The following is a 19,626-nucleotide window of genomic DNA, read 5'->3' as shown; positions in this document are numbered from 1 at the left end:
TGCAGAAGATTCCTGGGGGTCGGCCCCCAGACCCCCTTAAGAAACTTCGGGCCCAACAAGGAGAGCAGGGAACCCAGATGGCGGAGCTCACGATCCGGCCGGAGGAGATCCGGGACGCGCTGGAGAACTTTGTCCAGGCGTACAAGCCGGACGCGGCCTCGCGCGAGGAGGTCGGTACGGTCAGCCTTGCCGGCGACGGCATCGCGAAGGTCGAGGGCCTTCCCTCGGCCATGGCGAGCGAGCTGCTGAGGTTCGAGGACGGCACCCTCGGTCTCGCCCTCAACCTCGAGGAGCGCGAGATCGGTGCGATCGTCCTCGGCGAGTTCAGCGGTGTAGAGGAGGGCCAGCCGGTGCAGCGCACCGGTGAGGTTCTCTCCGTCGGCGTCGGTGAGGGCTACCTCGGCCGCGTTGTCGACCCGCTCGGCAACCCGATCGACGGCCTCGGCGAGATCGAGACCGACGGCCGGCGCGCCCTCGAGCTGCAGGCACCGGGCGTCATGGTCCGTAAGTCGGTGCACGAGCCGATGCAGACCGGCTACAAGGCTGTCGACGCCATGGTGCCGATCGGCCGCGGCCAGCGTCAGCTGATCATTGGTGACCGTCAGACCGGCAAGACCGCTCTGGCCGTCGACACGATCATCAACCAGCGCGACAACTGGCGCTCGGGCGACCCGAAGAAGCAGGTTCGCTGCATCTACGTCGCCATCGGCCAGAAGGGCTCCACCATCGCGTCCGTGCGCGGTGCGCTGGAGGAGGCGGGCGCGCTCGAGTACACGACGATCGTCGCCGCCCCCGCGTCCGACCCGGCCGGCTTCAAGTACCTGGCGCCGTACACCGGCTCGGCCATCGGCCAGCACTGGATGTACCAGGGCAAGCACGTCCTGATCATCTTCGACGACCTGTCGAAGCAGGCCGACGCCTACCGCGCCGTGTCGCTGCTGCTGCGCCGCCCGCCGGGCCGTGAGGCCTACCCGGGCGACGTCTTCTACCTGCACTCGCGTCTGCTGGAGCGCTGCGCCAAGCTCTCCGACGACATGGGCGCCGGTTCGATGACGGGTCTGCCGATCGTCGAGACCAAGGCGAACGACGTGTCGGCGTTCATCCCGACCAACGTCATCTCCATCACCGACGGCCAGTGCTTCCTGGAGTCCGACCTGTTCAACGCCGGCCAGCGTCCGGCCCTGAACGTCGGTATCTCGGTCTCCCGAGTCGGTGGCTCCGCTCAGCACAAGGCCATGCGGCAGGTCTCCGGCCGTCTGCGCGTGGACCTCGCCCAGTACCGCGAGCTGGAGGCGTTCGCCGCCTTCGGGTCCGACCTGGACGCGGCCTCCAAGGCGCAGATGGAGCGCGGCAAGCGCATGGTCGAGCTGCTCAAGCAGGCTCAGTACCAGCCCATGCCCATCGAGGAGCAGGTCGTCTCCATCTGGGCCGGCACCACCGGCAAGATGGACGACGTCCCGGTCCAGGACATCCGCCGCTTCGAGTCCGAGCTGCTCGAGCACCTGCGCCGTGAGCGCAAGGAGCTGCTGACCAGCATCGCCGAGGGCGCCAAGATGTCCGACGACACGCTCCAGGCCATTGGCGACGCCATCGCCGCCTTCAAGCGTCAGTTCGAGACCTCGGACGGCAAGCTTCTGGGCGACGACGCGCCGGTCAGCACGGCCAAGTGACGACGGAAGGGACCTGACTCATGGGAGCCCAGCTCCGGGTCTACAAGCGTCGCATCAAATCCGTCACCGCGACCAAGAAGATCACCAAGGCGATGGAGATGATCGCCGCCTCGCGCATCGTCAAGGCGCAGCGCCAGGTGGCCGCCTCCACTCCGTACGCGACCGAGCTCACCCGCGCGGTGACTGCGGTGGCGACCGGGTCGAACACGAAGCACCCCCTCACCACCGAGGTGGAGGCGCCGGTCCGCGCCGCGGTCCTGCTCATCACGAGCGACCGCGGTCTGGCCGGCGGCTACTCCGCCAACGCCATCAAGGCGGCGGAGCAGCTCACCGAGCGGCTCCGTACGGAGGGCAAGGAGGTCGTCACGTACATCGTCGGCCGCAAGGGTGTGTCGTACTACGGCTTCCGTGAGCGCAAGGTCACGGACTCGTGGACCGGGTTCACCGACGCCCCGACGTACGCGGACGCCAAGAAGGTGGCAGGCCCGCTGATCGAGGCCGTCCAGCAGGACACGGCCGAGGGCGGCGTGGACGAGCTCCACATCGTCTTCACCGAGTTCATCTCGATGCTGACGCAGACGCCGGTGCAGAACCGGCTGCTGCCCCTCAGCCTCGAGAAGACGGTCGAGGAGTCGGGGACGAAGGGCGAGATCCTTCCGCTGTTCGACTTCGAGCCGTCGGCGGAGGACGTCCTCGACGCCCTGCTGCCGCGCTACGTCGAGAGCCGTATCTACAACGCGCTGCTCCAGGCCGCTGCTTCCAAGCACGCTGCCACCCGCCGCGCGATGAAGTCGGCAACCGACAACGCCGGTGAGCTCATCAAGAGCCTCTCCCGGCTTGCCAACGCGGCCCGCCAGGCCGAAATCACCCAGGAAATCAGCGAGATCGTCGGTGGCGCGAGCGCCCTGGCCGACGCGACCGCGGGGAGTGACAAGTAATGACGACCACTGTTGAGACGGCCGCCGCCACGGGCCGCGTCGCCCGGGTCATCGGCCCGGTCGTCGACGTGGAGTTCCCCGTCGACGCGATGCCGGAGATCTACAACGCACTGACCGTCCAGGTAGCCGACCCGGCCGAGGACGGCAAGCTCAAGACTCTGACCCTCGAAGTCGCCCAGCACCTGGGTGAGGGCATTGTCCGCGCGATCTCGATGCAGCCCACCGACGGTCTGGTCCGCCAGGCCACGGTGACCAACACCGGCTCGGGCATCACCGTTCCGGTCGGCGACTTCACCAAGGGCAAGGTGTTCAACACCCTCGGTGAGGTGCTGAACGTCCCCGAGGCGAACAGCGAGACGACCGAGCGCTGGCCGATCCACCGCAAGGCGCCCAGCTTCGACCAGCTCGAGTCCAAGACCGAGATGTTCGAGACTGGCATCAAGGTCATCGACCTTCTCACCCCGTACGTCAAGGGTGGAAAGATCGGTCTGTTCGGTGGCGCCGGTGTCGGCAAGACCGTTCTGATCCAGGAAATGATCTACCGCGTCGCCAACAACCACGACGGTGTGTCGGTGTTCGCGGGCGTCGGTGAGCGTACCCGTGAGGGCAACGACCTCATCGAGGAGATGAGCGACTCAGGCGTCATCGACAAGACGGCGCTTGTCTTCGGTCAGATGGACGAGCCCCCGGGCACCCGTCTGCGTGTCGCGCTTGCCGGTCTGACCATGGCGGAGTACTTCCGCGATGTGCAGAAGCAGGACGTGCTCTTCTTCATCGACAACATCTTCCGGTACACCCAGGCCGGCTCCGAGGTGTCCACCCTGCTCGGCCGTATGCCGTCCGCGGTGGGTTACCAGCCGAACCTGGCCGACGAGATGGGTCTGCTGCAGGAGCGCATCACCTCGACGCGTGGTCACTCGATCACCTCGATGCAGGCGATCTACGTCCCCGCGGACGACCTGACCGACCCGGCGCCGGCGACCACCTTCGCCCACCTGGACGCGACGACGGTTCTGTCCCGTCCGATCTCGGAGAAGGGCATCTACCCGGCGGTCGACCCGCTGGACTCGACGTCCCGCATCCTGGACCCGCGCTACATCGCGCAGGACCACTACGACGCCGCCACGCGTGTCAAGGGAATCCTGCAGAAGTACAAGGACCTCCAGGACATCATCGCGATCCTCGGTATCGACGAGCTGGGCGAGGAGGACAAGCTGGTTGTCCACCGTGCCCGTCGTGTCGAGCGCTTCCTGTCGCAGAACACCCACGTCGCCAAGCAGTTCACCGGCGTGGACGGTTCGGACGTGCCGCTCGAGGAGTCGATCGCCGCGTTCAACGCGATCTGCGACGGTGACTACGACCACTTCCCCGAGCAGGCGTTCTTCATGTGCGGTGGCATTGAGGACCTCAAGGCCAACGCCAAGGAGCTCGGCGTCTCCTGAGTCTGCTGACTCGTAGAAGGGGGGCGGGTCCGTCCCGCCCCCCTTCGTACGCCCTTCCCGGGGGCCATCCCCGGACCCCCTGCCGTCAGGCGGGGCGGGCCCCGGCGTTTCGACGTCCGGAGCCCTACTAGACTTATGACCCAACACCCGGCAGTACCGCCGGGTGGTGACCCGAGGAGCCACCCTTGGCTGCTGAGCTGCATGTCGAGCTGGTCGCCGCGGACCGGCAGGTCTGGTCCGGCGAGGCCACCCTGGTCGTCGCGCGCACCACGTCCGGCGACATCGGCGTCATGCCCGGTCACCAGCCGCTACTCGGTGTGCTGGAGTCGGGCCCGGTGACAATCCGTACGAGTGAGGGAACGGTCGTCGCAGCAGTGCACGGCGGTTTCATCTCGTTCGCCGACAACAAGCTGTCGCTGCTGGCGGAGATCGCCGAGCTGGTGGACGAGATCGACCCCCAGCGCGCCGAGCGTGCGCTGGAGCGCGCCAAGTCGGAGGAGGACGCCGCCGCCGAGCGGCGTGCCGATGTCCGGCTGCGTGCGGTGGCGGTGCGCTGAGCACCCCGCCGACAGTCGTAGCCCTCAGCCGCGGCCCGGGCTGGAGTTCTCCAGACCGTGCCGCGGCTGCGGCAATGCAGATGCACGTGGGATTGCGTGAGCAGACTCGGACGAGAACGATGCGAGGAGGTCGGTGGACATGTTCCTCGCTCTGCTTGTGAGCGGCCTGGTCGTCGTCACACTGGTGGGGGTCGGGCTGTTCGTCTTCGGGCTGCGCCGACGGCTGATCCAGCGCTCGGGCGGGACCTTCGACTGCAGTCTGCGCTGGAACGTCCCGGAGAAGACCGACTACTCCGGCAAGGGCTGGGTGTACGGCGTCGCCCGCTACAGCGGTGACCGGATCATGTGGTTCCGGGTCTTCTCGTACGCCCCCCGCCCCCGTCGTGTTCTTGAGCGCTCGGCCATCGAGGTCGTCTCACGGCGTACGCCTCAGGGCGAGGAGGAGCTGGCGCTGCTCTCCGACGCGACCGTGCTCGGCTGTGTCCACCGCGGGACGCGTCTGGAGCTGGCGATGAGCGAGGACGCGCTGACCGGTTTCCTCGCCTGGCTGGAGGCGGCGCCTCCGGGCCAAAGGGTCAATGTGGCTTAATTAGGCCGCGTAGGACATGACAAAGCCCGGGAGAGCGAGTCTCCCGGGCTTCGGTGTGTGCCCGGTCAGCCCAGACCGCTGTTGATCGCGCTGACCAGCTCTCCGTTCGTCGTGTCACCGCTGAATTCCCAGAAGAACGCGCCTCCCAGGCCCTGGCCCTTCGCCCAGCTCATCTTCGAGGTGACGGTGGCCGGGGTGTCGTAACTCCACCAGTTGCTGCCGCACTTGGCGTACGCGGTGCCGGCGATGGTGCCGGTGGACGGGCAGCTGTTCTTGAGGACCTTGTAGTCCTCGATGCCCTGTTCGTATGTGCCGGCGGCGGGCCCGGTCGCGGTGCCGCCCGGGGTGGCCTGGGTGACTCCGGTCCAGCCGCGCCCGTAGAAGCCGATGCCCAGCAGCAGCTTGGCCGACGGCACACCCTTGGCCTTGTACTTGGCGATCGCCTCGGCGGAGTTGAAGCCCGCCTGCGGGATGCCGGAGTACGAGGTGAGCGGGGAGTGCGGGGCGGTCGGGCCTTGTGCGGCCCAGGCGCCGAAGAAGTCGTACGTCATCACGTTGTACCAGTTGAGGTACTGCGCGGCGCCCCCGTAGTCGGCGGCGTCGATCTTGCCGCCGGACGAGGCGTCCGCCGTGACGGCTGCGGTGACCAGGTTGTTCGTACCGAACTTGGCGCGCATCGCCTGCACCAGGTTCTTGAAGGCGGCGGAGCCGCTGGTGTCGCAGGACAGACCGCAGGCGTTCGGGTACTCCCAGTCCAGGTCGATGCCGTCGAAGACATCGGCCCAGCGCGGGTCCTCCACCAGGTCGTAGCAGGACTGCGCGAAAGCGGCCGGGTTCGCAGCCGCCTGGCCGAAGCCGCCGGACCAGGTCCAGCCGCCGAAGGACCAGAGCACCTTGATGTTCGGGTACTTGGCCTTGAGCTTGCGCAGCTGGTTGAAGTTGCCGCGCAGCGGCTGGTCCCAGGTGTCGGCGACGCCGTCGACGGACTGGTCGGCGGTGTACGCCTTGTCGTAGTCGGCGTAGGAGTCGCCGATGGCGCAGCGGCCGCCGGTGACATTGCCGAAGGCGTAGTTGATGTGGGTGATCTTGGCGGCGGAGCCCGAGGTCACCAGGTTCTTCACGTGGTAGTTGCGTCCGTAGACGCCCCACTCGGTGAAGTAGCCCAGCTTGACCGAGGAGCCGGGGCCGGGGCCCGGGTCGGTGGTGCCGGTGGTGCGGACCGCGCGGGCGCCGCTGACCGGTCCGCTCTGGTCGGCGGTGTCGCGGGCCTGGACGGTGTACGAGTAGTCGGTGCCCGCGCTCAGTCCGGTGTTGGTGTACGTGAGACCGGTGACCGTGGCGATCTTGGCGCCGTCGCGCAGTACGTCGTAGTTCTTGATGCCCTTGTCGTCACTGGCCGCGGTCCAGCTCAGCGTCACCGATGTGTTGGTGATGCTGCTCGCGGTCGGGGTGCCGGGTGCGGACGGCGGGTTGTCGCCGGGGACGCTTCCGCCGTCGCAGGAGGCGCCGTTGAGCTTGCAGCCGGAGGGGGAGCCGGAGCCGGTGCCGTTGAAGCCGAAGGAGACGGACGCACCGGGTGCCAGGGTGCCGTTCCAGCTCTTGTTCTTGGCGGTCCAGTGGGTGCCTGCGCCGGTGACGTCGGCGTCCCAGGCGCTGGTGACGGCGGTGCCGGAGGGGAAGTCCCACTCGACGGTCCAGGAGCTCAGGGAGGTGGTGCCGGTGTTCTTCACCGTCCACTTGCCCTCGAAGCCGGTGCCCCAGTCGGAGACCTTGGTGTAGGTGGCAGTCGCCGATGCGGCGGCCTCGGCGGGGGAGGCGAGGCCGACCATGGCGGCCAGCGGGAGGAGCAGCGCGGTCAGTCCCGCGGCGGCTCTGGATCTGAGTCCGAATCTGGATCTGGTTCTGTGCAGTGGAGGTTGCGTGTTCACGGGTGCTCCTCGAGGAGGTCCGGACGATCGGCGGTTGGTCCGTGCACTGCGCACCCTGCGTGGCTCACCGCAGTGTGTTGTGCGGTGAGCGTAGGAAGGTCTGGACCAATCGTCAATAGGTCCAGACCAAAGGTGTGGGTGGTGGGTGAGTGCTGCGGTCAGATGCCCAACTCCTGGGCCAGCACGGCCGCTTGCACGCGGCTGCGGAGCTTCAGCTTGCCGAGGAGACGGCTCACATGGGTCTTCACCGTCGCCTCGGCCATCGCCAGCCGACCCGCGATCTCGGCGTTCGACATCCCCTCGCCGAGACACGACAGCACCTCGCGTTCCCGGCGGGTGAGTGCATCGAGGATCGCGAGTTCGGACGCGTCCCGGGGCCGTACGGGAGTGGGCGCCGCGAACTCAGCGATCAGCCGGCGGGTGACGGCCGGCGCGATCAGACCCTCGCCGCGCGCCACCGTGCGCACCGCCTCCAGCAGATCCGCGGCATCGGTGTTCTTCAGCAAGAAGCCCGCGGCCCCGGCCCGCAGCGCCCCGAAGACATACTCGTCCAGATCGAACGTGGTCAGGACGAGCACATCGGCGAGCTGTGCGTCGACGACCTGCCGAGTGGCCGAAACCCCGTCCAGGCGCGGCATCTGAATATCCATCAGCACGAGATCGGGGCGCAGTTCGCGGGCGCGCCGCACCGCTTCCTCACCGTCCGCCGCCTCGCCGACGACCTCGATGTCCGGCGCGCTGCCCAGGATGAGGACCAGACCGGCCCGTACGGCGCTCTGGTCCTCCGCGACCAGTACCCGGATCGTCATGCCTTCGCATTCCCTTCATCGACGGGCAGCTGAGCCCGTACCCGCCAGATCGTTGCCCCGTCCCCGTTGGTCACAGGGCCCGACTCGAACTGACCGTCCAGCAGCGCCACCCGCTCGCGCATGCCGACCAGACCGGCCCCCGAGCCGGGCGCCCTCGGCCCCGGCCGCTCGCCGTACGGGCTGGTGACCCACACCGTCAGGGTCTGCTCGTCCTGGCCCAGGCCGACCGTGATCTCGCCGGGCGAAGCGTGCTTGAGGGCATTGGTCAGCGACTCCTGGATGATGCGGTACGCAGCCAGCTCGACCGGAGCGGGCAGCGGCAGGCCGTCCTTGCGGGTGTCGGTGAGCGTGAACTCCAGGCCGCTGGGTGCGCCGTTCGTCCGCGCCTGATCGAGCAGTGCATCGACGCCGGTCAGCCTCGGCACGGCTGCGGGCTCCGCGCCGGCGCCCCGGTCCCGCAGCAGACCGATCAGTCGGCGCATCTCGGCCAGGCCCTCGACGCTGTTCTCGCGGATGACGGCCAGCGCGTCGCGGCTCGTTCCCGGTTTGTCGATGGAGAGCGCGGCGGTGGAGTGGATCGCGATCGCCGAGAGGTGGTTGGCGACCATGTCGTGCAGCTCGCGCGCCATCCGGGCGCGCTCGGCGGTCACCGCCTGAGTACGGTCGATCTCGGCCAGCAGGGCCGTCTGCTCGGCGCGCAGCTGGGCCGCCTCGGCGGCGTCGCGATGGGTGCGTACGCTCACGCCGGTCCAGGCAGGGGCCACGGTGACCAAGGCGAAGACCAGGCCGAGCAGCACGGCCTGCGCGTCCTGGAAGACGACGAGCGCGGTGACCGTCACGGCGGCCGTGGCCACCATGGACACGGCGGGGATACGGCGTGCGGCGGCGGGCGTGCCGTACAGCACGGCCGCGTAGACCAGATCCGTGAACATCGCGATGGTGGCGACGTTCCCGTCGGTGAACTGGTCGGCGAGCATCGCCGTACACCCGATGGCCAGCGCGGTGTTCGGCATCGTCCGGCGCAGCAGCTCGGCGCCGCTCATGGCAACCAGCGGCAGCAGCAGGAGCGCATGCGGGTCGACGCCGTGGCCACCGCGGGTGTCCAGGCCCAGCGCCCACAGCACCAGGCCGCCGAGGAGTCCAACCACGGCGATGAGCACGTCGTCGCGGTGCGGGCGGGCGGGAGCGGTCACGGGACCCATCAAACACGGCGGACGGCGCGCGGGCCTCCACGTCCGGGGTGAAGGCCGGCTACATCGAAGGATGCAGTGCCACTTCGTCACTGGCGACGACGATCGGCGGCGATACGGACGGGAGGCTTGAGCAGAACGAAAGGAGAGTGCCGTGATCGTCACGCTGATCGTGATCTGCGAGGTCGGCTTCTGGGTGCTGCTGGCCGGCGGACTGGCACTGCGCTATGTGGCGCGGATGCCGCGGCTCGGGGCGGGCGTGCTGCTGCTGGAACCGCTGCTGGAGGTCGTGCTGCTGGTGGTGACGGCGATCGACCTCAAGAACGGCGCCGAGCCGGACTGGAAGCACGGGCTGGCGGCGCTCTACATCGGTTACACCGTCGCCTTCGGTCACTACACGATCAAGTGGATCGACGGGCACGTGGCGCACCGCTTCGCGGGCGGCCCGCCGCCGCTGAAACCGCCGCGGTACGGGACGGCCCGCGCCAAGCACGAGGGCAAACTGTGGCTGCGCACGGTGCTCGCCGCCGGGGTCGCTCTCGCCCTGCTCCAGCTCGCGATCTGGTACGTCGGCGACGCGAGCCGGACCGGTTCGCTCAGCTCCTGGCAGTTCGCGGCGCTGCGGGCGGTGGGGATTCACGGTCTGATCGCGCTCACGTACACGATCTGGCCGAAGAAGGGGCCGAAGAAGGGGCCGGAGCGGGGCGAGGAGACGGAGCGCGAACCGGTCCGGGTCGAGCGGTAGGGGCGTGCGGCGGGCCTCTCCCTTCCCGCAACTGGGGGCAAGCCCCCAGACCGCCCCTTACGCCCTGCGGGCGTAGGGGGCGGGCCCCCGGTACTGCCTACCGCTCCCCGCCCGGGACCCAGAGCACGTCCCCGACCTCCTTGTTCGCCGTCCTCGCCAGAATGAACAGCAGGTCGGAGAGCCGGTTCAGATACGTCGCCGTGAGGGCGTTCATCATGTCGCCGTGCACCTCGAGCGCCGCCCAGGTCGAGCGCTCCGCGCGCCGTACGACCGTGCACGCCTGGTGCAGCAGCGCCGCCCCCGGCGTACCGCCGGGCAGGATGAAGCTGCGCAGCTTCTCCAGCTGCTCGTTGAAGCGGTCGCAGTCCGCCTCCAGCCTGTCGATGTAGAACTGCTCGACCCGCAGCGGCGGATACTTCGGGTCCTCCACCACCGGCGTCGACAGGTCGGCGCCCACGTCGAACAGGTCGTTCTGGACGCGGACGAGGACCTTGACGACCTCCTCGGGGAGCTGTCCCAGTGCGATGGCCGTGCCCAGGGCGGCATTGGCCTCGTTGGCGTCGGCATACGCGGCGATCCGCAGATCGGTCTTGACCGTCCTGCTCATGTCGCCGAGCGCCGTCGTGCCCTGATCGCCGGTACGGGTGTAGATGCGCGTCAGATTGACCATGTGACCAGCGTAGTTACGCTCCGGCCCGGCGGAAGACACGTGTGCCGACCGTCACGGCGAGCGCCGCGAATCCCAGGGCGACCAGCACGCCGTACAGCATGGTGGCCGTGGCGTACTCGCCGATGTACGCGTCCCGCACCGCGTCCACCAGATAGCGGAACGGCATGAAGTGCGAGACCACGTTCAGCCAGCCCGGCGCCAGGGTCATCGGCAGCATCAGCCCGGACAGCAGCATCGAGGGCATGGCGAGGGCGTTGATGGCCGGGCCGAACTCCTGCGGCGTACGGACCTTCAGCGCCAGCGCGTACGACAGCGAGGCGAGCGAGAGGGTCAGCAGGGCGACGAACGCGAAGCCGATCAGGACGCCGGCCAGGGGCGCGCGCAGACCCATGGCCAGCGCGGCCAGCACCAGCAGTACCGCCTGGAAGACGAAGAGCGCGGCGTCGCGCAGCACCCGGCCGAGCAGCAGCGCGAGCCGGCTGACCGGGGTCACCCGCATGCGCTCGACCACGCCGTGGTTCTTCTCGATGATGACCGAAAAACCGGCGAACGCCGCGCCGAACAGGCCGAGTTGGAGCAGCAGCCCGGGGACGAGAACCTGCCAGGAGTCGGCCTGCGCGGAGAGCGGCAGATCGGTGAGCAGCGGTCCGAAGAAGAGCAGATAGAGCAGCGGCATCAGCACGCCGAAGAGGATCTGGAACTTGGACCGCAGGGTCTGGCGGGCGTACCGCTCGAAGATCAGACCGGTGTCGGAGAGAAATTCACGCATCACGATTCCTAGACGGCTACGGGGGTGGCGTCCACCGGCGCGGGCCCGCGTCCGGTGATGGCGAGGAAGGCGTCCTGCAGCGTGGCCCCGGAGGACCCGGCGTACCGCGCCTTGAGCGCGTGCGGGGTTCCTTCCGCGACGACCACGCCCTTGTCGACGATCACCAGCCGGTCGGCCAGCGCGTCCGCCTCGTCGAGGTAGTGCGTGGTGAGGAAGACGGTGGTGCCGTGCTCCTCGCGGATACGGCGTACGAGATCCCACAGATCTGCCCGGCTGCCCGGGTCGAGCCCGGTGGTCGGCTCGTCGAGGAAGAGGACTGCGGGCCGGTGGGTCAGGCCCAGCGCGATGTCGAGCCGCCGCCGCTGCCCGCCGGACAGTGCCCCGGTCCTGCGCTCGAGGAGGTCGGCCAGGCCCAGGTCCTTCGCCAACTCCTGTGCGCGGGCGACGGCTTCGGACTTCGGCAGCCGGTACAGCCGCCCCTGGGTGACCAGTTCCTCCCGCACGGTCACCTGCGGGTCGACGCCGCCGGACTGGGCGACATAGCCGGTCCTGCGCCGAACGCCGCCGGGATCGCGCGCCAGGTCGAAGCCCGCGACGGTGGCCGCGCCGCCGGTGGGCGGCAGCAGGGTGGTGAGCATCCGCAGGGTGGTGGTCTTGCCGGCCCCGTTCGGGCCGAGGAAGCCGAGGATCTCGCCCGGCTGGACGGTCAGGTCGATGCAGCGAACGGCTTCGACGGGCCCGTTCCTGGTCTGGAAGGTCCGGGCGAGTCCGGCCGTACTGATGATTGCCATGACCTCAGAAAAACAGAGTCACTTAAATTTTGCAATGACACCAAGTTTTCATCGAGTCCAACGAAGTTACGATGGGGTCATGGCTGAGGGACTCAGGGAGCGGAAGAAGCGGCAGACCAGGCAGCACATCTCGGACATGGCCACCGGCCTGTTCCTGGAGCGCGGCTTCGATGCGGTGACCATCGCCGAGATCGCGGACGCGGCCGATGTCTCGGTCAACACCGTGTACAACTACTTCCCGGCGAAGGAGGACCTCTTCCTCGACCGCAGCAAGGGCATCGTCGAGCGGCTCTCCCGCTTCGTGCGCGGCCGCGACATCGGAGAGTCGGCCGCCGACGCCGTACTGCGCGAACTGCGCGAGCAGGTCGAAACCGTCTCGCCCACCGTCGGGTTGATGGAGGGGTATGACCGTTTCCTACGGGTTATCCACGGTGCGCACACCCTCCGCTCCCGCCTCTGGCGCATCCAGCAGGAGGCCTTGGAGCACCTCGAAGACACGCTCAGACAGGAGACCGGCGCGGCGCCCGACGACACGCTCCCCACCCTCGTCGCCGGCCAGCTTGCCTGGGTGCAGGCCACCCTCATGGGTGCCATCGGCCGCGAGATGGTCAAGGGCCGCCCGCCCAACGAGGTTTCCCGCGAGGCTCTCGTCCTCCTCGACGACATGGAGGAAGTGCTGGGGGAGAAGGTGCTCAAGTTCGCCGTCCGTGACGCGTGATGAGCCGTGCCGGTGTGATGTCCGTCATCCGAGACGTGACGCGCATCTCTTCACCGCCACACGGCACCTCACGAGCGCTAACCTCCGCCGGAGAGCAGAAATGTAAACGGGTGTTAAGGGGTGCCGCAGTGGCCAGGAAGCTCGCCGTCATCGGGGCCGGACTCATGGGGTCCGGTATCGCGCAGGTCTCGGCCCAGGCGGGCTGGGACGTCGTGCTGCGCGACGTCACCGACGCGGCCCTGGCCCGTGGCAAGGACGGCATCAAGGCCTCGTACGACAAGTTCGTCTCCAAGGGCAGGCTCGAAGCGGCCGACGCCGAGGCGGCGTTGGCGCGCATCACCACCACGACCGACCTGGACGCCGTCGCGGACGCGGACATCGTCGTCGAGGCGGTGTTCGAGAAGCTCGAGGTCAAGCACGAGATCTTCCGTACGCTCGACAAGCTCGTACGGGACGACACGATCCTCGCCTCCAACACCTCCGCCATCCCGATCACCAAGATCGCGGCGGTGACGGAGCGTCCGGAGCGCGTCGTCGGCGCGCACTTCTTCTCGCCCGTCCCGATGATGCAGCTGTGCGAGCTGGTGCGCGGCTACAAGACCAGCGACGAAACCCTTGCCACCACGCGGGAGTTCGCCGAGTCCGTCGGCAAGACCTGCATCGTCGTCAACCGCGACGTCGCCGGCTTTGTCACCACCCGCCTCATCTCGGCTCTGGTCGTCGAGGCGGCGAAGCTGTACGAATCGGGCGTTGCGTCCGCCGAGGACATCGACATCGCCTGCAAGCTGGGCTTCGGTCACGCCATGGGGCCGCTCGCCACCGCCGACCTGACCGGCGTGGACATCCTGCTGCACGCCACCAGCAACATCTACACCGAGTCCCAGGACGAGAAGTTCGCCCCGCCGGAGCTGATGCGCCGGATGGTGGATGCCGGTGACATCGGCCGTAAGAGCGGGCAGGGCTTCTACACGTACTGACCCTCATCGACCGGTTTGGTATCACCCGGCAGGGTGAATTCGGTATCGGTTCGCTTACAAGCAGCAACCGCCCTGCCCATGTGGCAGTCAGTTGTTGCAAGGCATTGAGATGTTGCAAGGCATCGAGAGCAAACCAGAGCAGCAAGAAGCAACAAGAAGAGTCAGAAGAGACAGACACAGGGCACTGACGCACTCACGGGGAGCGCATATGCACATCAGGGGCGACCACGCCGAGCTGGTCGTCGGGGGCCGCCTCGACGTCCGCAGCGCGGCGGACGCCCGTACGGTCCTGCACTCGGCCGTCGACGACGGAGTCGGCGACCTGGTGCTCGACCTGACCGATCTCGACTCCTGGGACGCCACCGGGCTCGGGGTCATCATGGGCGCACACCGGCGGGCCGGCCGGTGCGGTCGCCGGCTGGTGCTGCGCGGCGTGCCGCCACAGATGCAGAGACTCCTCGTGGCGACCCGGCTGCACCGCATTCTTGCCATCGAAGGCGGCATCGCGGCCGAATCGCTCCCTCGGGTGTGAACCGCACGACGCTCGCAATCCTCACGAGAATGTGATGTCACGGGCGGGGTGGCACCCCACTCGTGACGAGATACTGGGCAAAGGTCTAGGGTTCGGACGCCTGCCGAATCGACGGACCCATGCGGTGGGCACCGGACCGAAGCTACAGCGGGGCGTGCAGAAAGCCGGGAGGGACATCCGCACGCGGCTCCGCCACCAGGAATCACATACCTCGGCGGGGACAAGCTGAGCCAATCGCATCTGGGGGGCTTGACCATGGACAACGACAATTTCGGCGAGGGCGCGGGACAGGCGCGCCCCCAGCGCGACACCGGCACTGCCGACTTCGGGCAGCCCAAGCCGGCGCCGGCCCGTACCGTCCGGCTCGTATCGGGTGACTTCCTGCTCACGGTCAATCCCGTGGACGGCAGCGAGATAGAGCCCTGCCCGCCGGGAGAGCAGCCGCCGCGGCCGGCCCGGCGCAGCGCCTCAGAGCGTGCCGAGCTGCTGCGCGCCGCGCAGCCGCCCGTGCCGCCGGGTCCGCCCGCGCCGCGGCTCCCACTGCTCGAGCGCGACGAGGAACGTGAGCGGCTGGTACGACTGCTGGGCCGCGGGCGTTCCGTACGGCTCACCGGACCCGCGGGCTCCGGGCGCAGCGCCCTGCTCGACATCGTCGCCGAGGACTGCGCGGATCTCGCGCCCGACGGCGTCGTACGCCTCAGCGGCTATCACCGCACCCCCACCGAGCTGCTGTACGAACTCTTCGCCGTCGTCCACAGCGCTCCCAAGCACCGGCCCGACCGCGACGCGCTGCTCCAGTACGTCCGGGAGATCGGCGCGATCGTCGTCCTCGACGACCTGGAGTTCGGCGGCGCCGCCCTCGGCGAGCTGCTGGACGCCGCGCCCGAGTGCGCCTTCCTGGTTGCCGCCACCCCCGATGTGCCCGCACCCGCCGCCGACTCGCACCTCGAAGAGGTCTTCCTCGCCGGCCTTGGCCGCAGCGCCTCGCTGGACCTGCTGCAGCGCGCCGTGGAGCGGCCGCTCACCGAGGACGAGGCGAACTGGGCGGGCGACCTCTGGTTCGAGTCCGAGGGACTGCCGCTGCGCTTCATCCAGGCGGGCGCGCTGCTGCGACAGGCCGACAGCCTGCGCTCCGACCCGGACGAGCTCGACGAGTACACGCCCTTCGACGGGATCGCGGAGGTCGAGGTACCGCTGCCGACGCTGGGGGAGGGCGCCGCACCGGCTTCGTTGCTCGCCTCCCGGCTGAGCGAGGCAGCCCGCGACACCCTGCACTTCGCCGTCGCGCTCGGCGGCGAGGTCCCGCACCAGGCCCATCTGCCGGCGCTCGTCGGGGACACGCACGCGGACGCCTCGCTCGGCGAACTGATGGCGTGCGGGCTGCTCTCACCGGTCGGCAGCCGCTACCGGCTCGCGGCCGGCGTGCTCGCCCAGCTGACCGAGAAGGGTTACGCCGAGGACGCGGTCGACCGCGCCCACACCGCCGCCCAGCACTACGCCTGGTGGTCCGGGCACCCCTCCGTCACCCCCGAGCGTGCGGTCGCCGAGGCGGACGCCGTACTTGCCGCACTCACCGCGATGGTGCCGGGTCAGGAGGCGGGACACCCCAGCGCGGCCGTGCTGCTGGCCCGCAGCGCCGGGCCCGCCTTCGCCGCCGGACTGCACTGGGGCGCCTGGGAGAGGGCCCTGCGGGTCGGCTCCGAAGCGGCCCGGATCGCCGGCGAGGTCGCCGAAGAGGCGTACTTCCACCATGAACTGGGCGTCTTCGCGCTCTGCACCGGCAACCTGGACCGGGCCCGTGCCGAGCTGGAGACCTCGATCGGCATGCGCGGCGCGCTCGCCGACAAGCGCGGCACCGTCGCGGGACGCCGGGCACTGGCGCTCGTAACGGACCGCGAGGGCGGCCTCGTTCCCGCCGGCCGCACCCCCGCGGGCGAGGAGGTGCCGGCCGCGCGCCACGAGGAGTCGGCCTCGCCGCCCGGCGGGGTACCGGCGGCCGTGCTGCCGCCCGGCCTGCGGACGGGACCGGGCATGGGAGCCGTGGGGCAGTCGAAGTCCACGGAGGAACCCGCGACGGTGGTGTCGCGGGCGTCGGCGGGCGGTGCGAAGCCCCGCCGCTTCTCCGTCCTCGGCGGAGCCCGCCGCAACCTGGTCGCCGCGGGCGCCGGTGCGCTGCTCGCCGCGGTGCTGGGCACGGTGGTCACGCTCGGGGCGACCTCGGACCACCAGGACCCGCCGGGCAACAAGGTCAGGAACGGTCAGTCCGCGAACGAGGACGACACCGAGAACGGTCTGGACGCGGATGTGCCGACCGACGGTTCGACCCCGAGTCCTGGCGACGAACCGAAGAACCCGGGTGAGGTGACGCCGGGGGCGAGCTCGTCCACGGGCAGCTCGTCGACGCCGGGCGGGAAGCCGTCGTCGCGTGAGACGCCGGAGGGAATGCCGACGACTTCGGGCAAGCCCACGCCGAAGCCACCGAAGCCGACGCCTTCGACGTCGAGCGGCAGGCCGACGCCGTCCAGCACCCCGTCCAGCACGCCGTCCACGACGCCGTCGACCAGTCCCACGGCATCGGAGTCTCCGGGCTCGCCCGGAGGGTCGACCTCGGCAAGCGCTCCCATCACCAGCAGTGCCCCCGCGTCCAACGACCCCTCCGCGGGCGGCTCACCCGTCATCTGACGGCGCCCAGCACGCAGTACGGCCCCGGGCAGCATCCCCGCCCGGGGCCGGACTCATGTCGTAACAGCGCTCAGAAGAGCCGCAGCTTGTCGTCCTCGATGCCCCGCAGAGCGTCGTAGTCCAGCACCACGCACCCGATCCCGCGGTCCGTCGCGAGCACCCTCGCCTGCGGCTTGATCTCCTGCGCCGCGAACACGCCCTTCACCGGAGCCAGATGCGGGTCCCGGTTCAGCAGCTCCAGATAGCGGGTGAGCTGCTCGACGCCGTCGATCTCGCCGCGCCGCTTGATCTCCACCGCCACCGTCGCGCCGTCCGAGTCCCGGCACAGAATGTCCACCGGGCCGATGGCCGTGGGGTATTCGCGGCGGATGAGGCTGTAGCCCGCGCCCAGTGTCTCGATCCGGTCGGCGAGCAGTTCCTGGAGGTGCGCTTCCACGCCGTCCTTGATCAGACCGGGGTCCACACCCAGTTCGTGCGAGGAGTCATGGAGGATTTCCTCCATTGTGATGATCAGTTTCTCGCCCGCTTTGTTGATGACCGTCCAGACGCTGTCATCACCCTCTTTGAGGGTGCAGGGCGGGGACATCCAGTTCAGTGGTTTGTACGCCCTGTCGTCCGCGTGGATGGAGACGCTGCCGTCTGCCTTGACCAGGATCAGACGGGGAGCGGAGGGCAGGTGGGCGGTGAGCCGGCCCGCGTAGTCGACGGAGCAGCGGGCGATGACAAGACGCATGGTCCGCAACGCTACTCGACGCACGCCGCCGCGCGCGATTCGCCCCGGAAGCCCTGTTCATTATTGGCCGGTTGTGCTCCCAATCTCCTGGTGCGCTCCGGACGGCGCACTTACCGTGGAAGCGGGAGGTTGTCGGTCGTGCACGCTGCGTCGTCGTATGTCGTTCGTATGTCGCCGTTGTCCCTCATCCTCCCTCCCTGCCCGTAAGGCCCCGCAACTCGGGGCCGCGAGAGGAGAACCCATGTCGCTCGACGTCTCACCGGCGCTGTTAGAACAGGCCGAGCGAGGCGAGGTCGACGAAGCTGCCTTCGTCGACTGCGTCCGGACCTCCCTGCCCTTCGCATGGGAGATGATCAGTTCTCTGGTGGCTCAGCTGAAGGTGGACGGCGGCGACTTCGCCGACAACCAGACGCCTCCGCCGGACGAGCAGGCACGTGGTCAGCTGCTGCGCGCGCTCGCAAGTGACGCGATACGCGGGGCGCTCCAGCGGCACTTCGGGGTGCGTCTGGCATTCCAGAACTGCCACCGCGTCGCGGTGTTCCCGCTGGACTCCTCGGTCGACGAGCGGCTCGCCCGCTTCACTTCCGTGCGGGCCCAGTTGCTCAATCAGTCGCCCGAACTGCGCGACTGCTGACATCTTTCGCTGTCGCTCCGCATCGCGGGAGGTGCTACTGATGTCGGAGCGGCAGCACCTCCCGTACGGCCGCGAAACCCGGACTCAGCTCAGCAGCGGCAGCACCTCTGCGCCGAGGCGCCGCACATTCTCCTCGGTGGCGGCGAGGTCGCCCGAGCCCTCGGCGAGCAGGGCGAAGCGTGTGATGCCGGTGCGTTCCGCGGTGGCCGCGATCCGGTCGGCGGCGAGCCGGGGCGGGCCCACCGGATGCACCGCGCAGAGCAGTTCGGTGTATGCCACGGGGTCCCGCATCGCGCGCTGCCGGCCGTCGACCGTGACATGCGCTTCCAGCCCCTGCTTGAGCCAGCCCGGCATCGCTTTCAGGAGAGTCTCCGTGGCATCGACCCTGCGGTCCGCGATCTGGACCACTCCGGCCGACACATGTCCGGCGTGCTCGATCTCGTCGTGCGTACGTCCCGCGGCGCGCGCGTACGTCCGCCACAGGGCGACCATCTCCGCCTTTTCCTCGTCGCCGCAGTGCATCCCGAGCAGCATCGGCAGCCCGCGCCCGGCCGCGAGCCGCACGCTCTCCTTGGACGTGCAGGCGACGATCACCTCGGGCCCCTGGTCGGGGCTGCCGATCAGCTCGGGACCCTGCCCGGGGCCGCTGATCAGCTCGTCCGGCCTTGGCACGACCGGGACTTCACGGAATGTGAACCGTTCCCCCCGGGCTGCGACGCGGGGTTCACGCAGCCAGCGCAGCAGCAGGTCCAGGGACTCCGGAAAGCCCGTCTCGTACGCAGCCAGACCGGTGCCGAAGACCTCCAGATCGACCCAGGGCCCGCCCCGCCCCACCCCGACGGAGAACCTTCCTCCGCTTGTGAGATGCAGCAGGGCCGCCTGCTCGCCGAGGGCCACAGGATGGGCGTTCGGCAGGACGCTCACTGCGGTGCCGACCCGGATCCGCCGGGTGCGGCCGAGCAGCAGCGCGGCGAGTGTCACGGCCGACGGGCACACGCCGTACGGCACGAAGTGGTGCTCGGCGAGCCAGACCGAATCGAGCCCGGACTCCTCCGCGACCTCGGCGGACCGCACCGCCCGGTGCAGTGCCTCCCCCTGTCCCTGGCCCGGGAATTGGGCCGCCAGTACGAAAGTTCCCACGCGCATCGCCTTCTGCCTCCTTGCGGCCGACGCGTCACTCCCCTACTGGCAACAACGTCTGACACGTGCCAAAGGCACGGCCATTCGTGAAGTTGTTGCGATTTTCCGGTAA

General features: G+C 69.1%; 19 protein-coding genes. 11 read left to right on the top strand and 8 right to left on the bottom strand.

Features of this window, described 5'->3' with window-relative positions; genetic code table 11:
- Nucleotides 1-77: 77 nt before the first annotated feature.
- From atpA to OG729_RS12475, 5 genes are all read left to right on the top strand, one after another.
- Nucleotides 78-1,670 carry a F0F1 ATP synthase subunit alpha gene (gene atpA / locus OG729_RS12495; RefSeq protein WP_360872209.1) on the top strand — a complete coding sequence of 531 codons (1,593 nt, stop codon included), beginning with the start codon at nt 78-80 and terminating at the stop codon, nt 1,668-1,670.
- Nucleotides 1,671-1,690: 20 nt separating this feature from the next.
- Nucleotides 1,691-2,608: a F0F1 ATP synthase subunit gamma gene (locus OG729_RS12490; protein ID WP_360872206.1), complete on the top strand. Its 918-nt coding sequence runs from the start codon at nt 1,691-1,693 to the stop codon at nt 2,606-2,608.
- Nucleotides 2,608-4,050 carry a F0F1 ATP synthase subunit beta gene (gene atpD, locus OG729_RS12485; protein WP_360872203.1) on the top strand — a complete coding sequence of 481 codons (1,443 nt, stop codon included), beginning with the start codon at nt 2,608-2,610 and terminating at the stop codon, nt 4,048-4,050. Before OG729_RS12490 ends, atpD begins: the two co-directional genes overlap by 1 nt.
- 185 nt (nt 4,051-4,235) lie before the next feature.
- A complete protein-coding gene (locus OG729_RS12480) occupies nt 4,236-4,607 on the top strand; it encodes a F0F1 ATP synthase subunit epsilon (RefSeq protein WP_360872200.1) in 372 nt (123 codons plus the stop codon).
- 139 nt (nt 4,608-4,746) lie between these two features.
- Nucleotides 4,747-5,196 carry a DUF2550 domain-containing protein gene (locus OG729_RS12475; protein WP_360872197.1) on the top strand — a complete coding sequence of 150 codons (450 nt, stop codon included), beginning with the start codon at nt 4,747-4,749 and terminating at the stop codon, nt 5,194-5,196.
- 65 nt (nt 5,197-5,261) lie between these two features.
- On the opposite strand, the gene OG729_RS12470 is transcribed toward OG729_RS12475, so the two are convergent.
- From OG729_RS12470 to OG729_RS12460, 3 genes are all read right to left on the bottom strand, one after another.
- Entirely contained in the window at nt 5,262-7,124 is a 1,863-nt protein-coding gene (locus OG729_RS12470) for a glycosyl hydrolase family 18 protein (protein ID WP_405806028.1), read from the bottom strand.
- A gap of 158 nt (nt 7,125-7,282) precedes the next feature.
- Entirely contained in the window at nt 7,283-7,933 is a 651-nt protein-coding gene (locus OG729_RS12465) for a response regulator transcription factor (protein ID WP_360872191.1), read from the bottom strand.
- Nucleotides 7,930-9,135, bottom strand: a complete 1,206-nt coding sequence (locus tag OG729_RS12460; protein WP_405806027.1) for a sensor histidine kinase — start codon at nt 9,133-9,135, stop codon at nt 7,930-7,932. The genes OG729_RS12465 and OG729_RS12460 overlap by 4 nt, the downstream gene beginning before the upstream one ends.
- 142 nt (nt 9,136-9,277) lie before the next feature.
- Here OG729_RS12460 and OG729_RS12455 point away from each other — a divergent pair, with 142 nt between their 5' ends.
- Nucleotides 9,278-9,868 (top strand): hypothetical protein, encoded by a 591-nt coding sequence (locus tag OG729_RS12455; protein ID WP_405806025.1) that lies wholly within the window; start codon nt 9,278-9,280, stop codon nt 9,866-9,868.
- A gap of 97 nt (nt 9,869-9,965) precedes the next feature.
- Here OG729_RS12455 and OG729_RS12450 read toward each other — a convergent pair whose 3' ends face one another.
- The 3 genes from OG729_RS12450 to OG729_RS12440 are packed head-to-tail and all read right to left on the bottom strand — an operon-like array spanning nt 9,966 to nt 12,098.
- Nucleotides 9,966-10,538 carry a cob(I)yrinic acid a,c-diamide adenosyltransferase gene (locus tag OG729_RS12450; RefSeq protein ID WP_405806024.1) on the bottom strand — a complete coding sequence of 191 codons (573 nt, stop codon included), beginning with the start codon at nt 10,536-10,538 and terminating at the stop codon, nt 9,966-9,968.
- A 13-nt stretch (nt 10,539-10,551) separates the two neighbouring features.
- The gene (locus OG729_RS12445; RefSeq protein ID WP_405806022.1) at nt 10,552-11,307 is read right to left on the bottom strand and encodes an ABC transporter permease; all 756 of its coding nucleotides are present in this window, start codon (nt 11,305-11,307) and stop codon (nt 10,552-10,554) included.
- Between the two features lie 8 nt (nt 11,308-11,315).
- Complete coding sequence (locus OG729_RS12440; RefSeq protein ID WP_405806021.1) at nt 11,316-12,098, bottom strand: ABC transporter ATP-binding protein; 783 nt, start codon at nt 12,096-12,098, stop codon at nt 11,316-11,318.
- Between the two features lie 79 nt (nt 12,099-12,177).
- Between OG729_RS12440 and OG729_RS12435 the strand changes: the two genes are divergently transcribed.
- The 4 genes from OG729_RS12435 to OG729_RS12420 all read left to right on the top strand — a co-directional run bounded on the left by OG729_RS12435 (nt 12,178) and on the right by OG729_RS12420 (nt 17,007).
- Complete coding sequence (locus OG729_RS12435; protein WP_405806019.1) at nt 12,178-12,816, top strand: TetR/AcrR family transcriptional regulator; 639 nt, start codon at nt 12,178-12,180, stop codon at nt 12,814-12,816.
- A 128-nt stretch (nt 12,817-12,944) separates the two neighbouring features.
- Nucleotides 12,945-13,793, top strand: coding sequence for a 3-hydroxyacyl-CoA dehydrogenase family protein (locus OG729_RS12430; RefSeq protein ID WP_405806018.1), 849 nt, complete (start codon nt 12,945-12,947; stop codon nt 13,791-13,793).
- A gap of 208 nt (nt 13,794-14,001) precedes the next feature.
- Entirely contained in the window at nt 14,002-14,325 is a 324-nt protein-coding gene (locus OG729_RS12425; protein ID WP_041984301.1) for an STAS domain-containing protein, read from the top strand.
- Between the two features lie 255 nt (nt 14,326-14,580).
- Complete coding sequence (locus OG729_RS12420; RefSeq protein ID WP_405806016.1) at nt 14,581-17,007, top strand: ATP-binding protein; 2,427 nt, start codon at nt 14,581-14,583, stop codon at nt 17,005-17,007.
- Nucleotides 17,008-17,077: 70 nt separating this feature from the next.
- On the opposite strand, the gene nucS is transcribed toward OG729_RS12420, so the two are convergent.
- Nucleotides 17,078-17,740: an endonuclease NucS gene (nucS, locus tag OG729_RS12415; RefSeq protein WP_356226140.1), complete on the bottom strand. Its 663-nt coding sequence runs from the start codon at nt 17,738-17,740 to the stop codon at nt 17,078-17,080.
- 241 nt (nt 17,741-17,981) lie between these two features.
- Between nucS and OG729_RS12410 the strand changes: the two genes are divergently transcribed.
- Nucleotides 17,982-18,374: an SCO5389 family protein gene (locus OG729_RS12410; RefSeq protein WP_142213642.1), complete on the top strand. Its 393-nt coding sequence runs from the start codon at nt 17,982-17,984 to the stop codon at nt 18,372-18,374.
- An 84-nt stretch (nt 18,375-18,458) separates the two neighbouring features.
- Here the strand turns inward: OG729_RS12410 and OG729_RS12405 are convergent, their stop codons facing one another.
- Nucleotides 18,459-19,520, bottom strand: a complete 1,062-nt coding sequence (locus OG729_RS12405; RefSeq protein ID WP_405806015.1) for an LLM class flavin-dependent oxidoreductase — start codon at nt 19,518-19,520, stop codon at nt 18,459-18,461.
- Nucleotides 19,521-19,626: the final 106 nt, after the last annotated feature.

It is taken from the genome of Streptomyces sp. NBC_00210, assembly GCF_045160975.1.
Lineage (GTDB): Bacteria > Actinomycetota > Actinomycetes > Streptomycetales > Streptomycetaceae > Streptomyces.
This window is presented reverse-complemented; position numbering and strand designations above follow the sequence as displayed.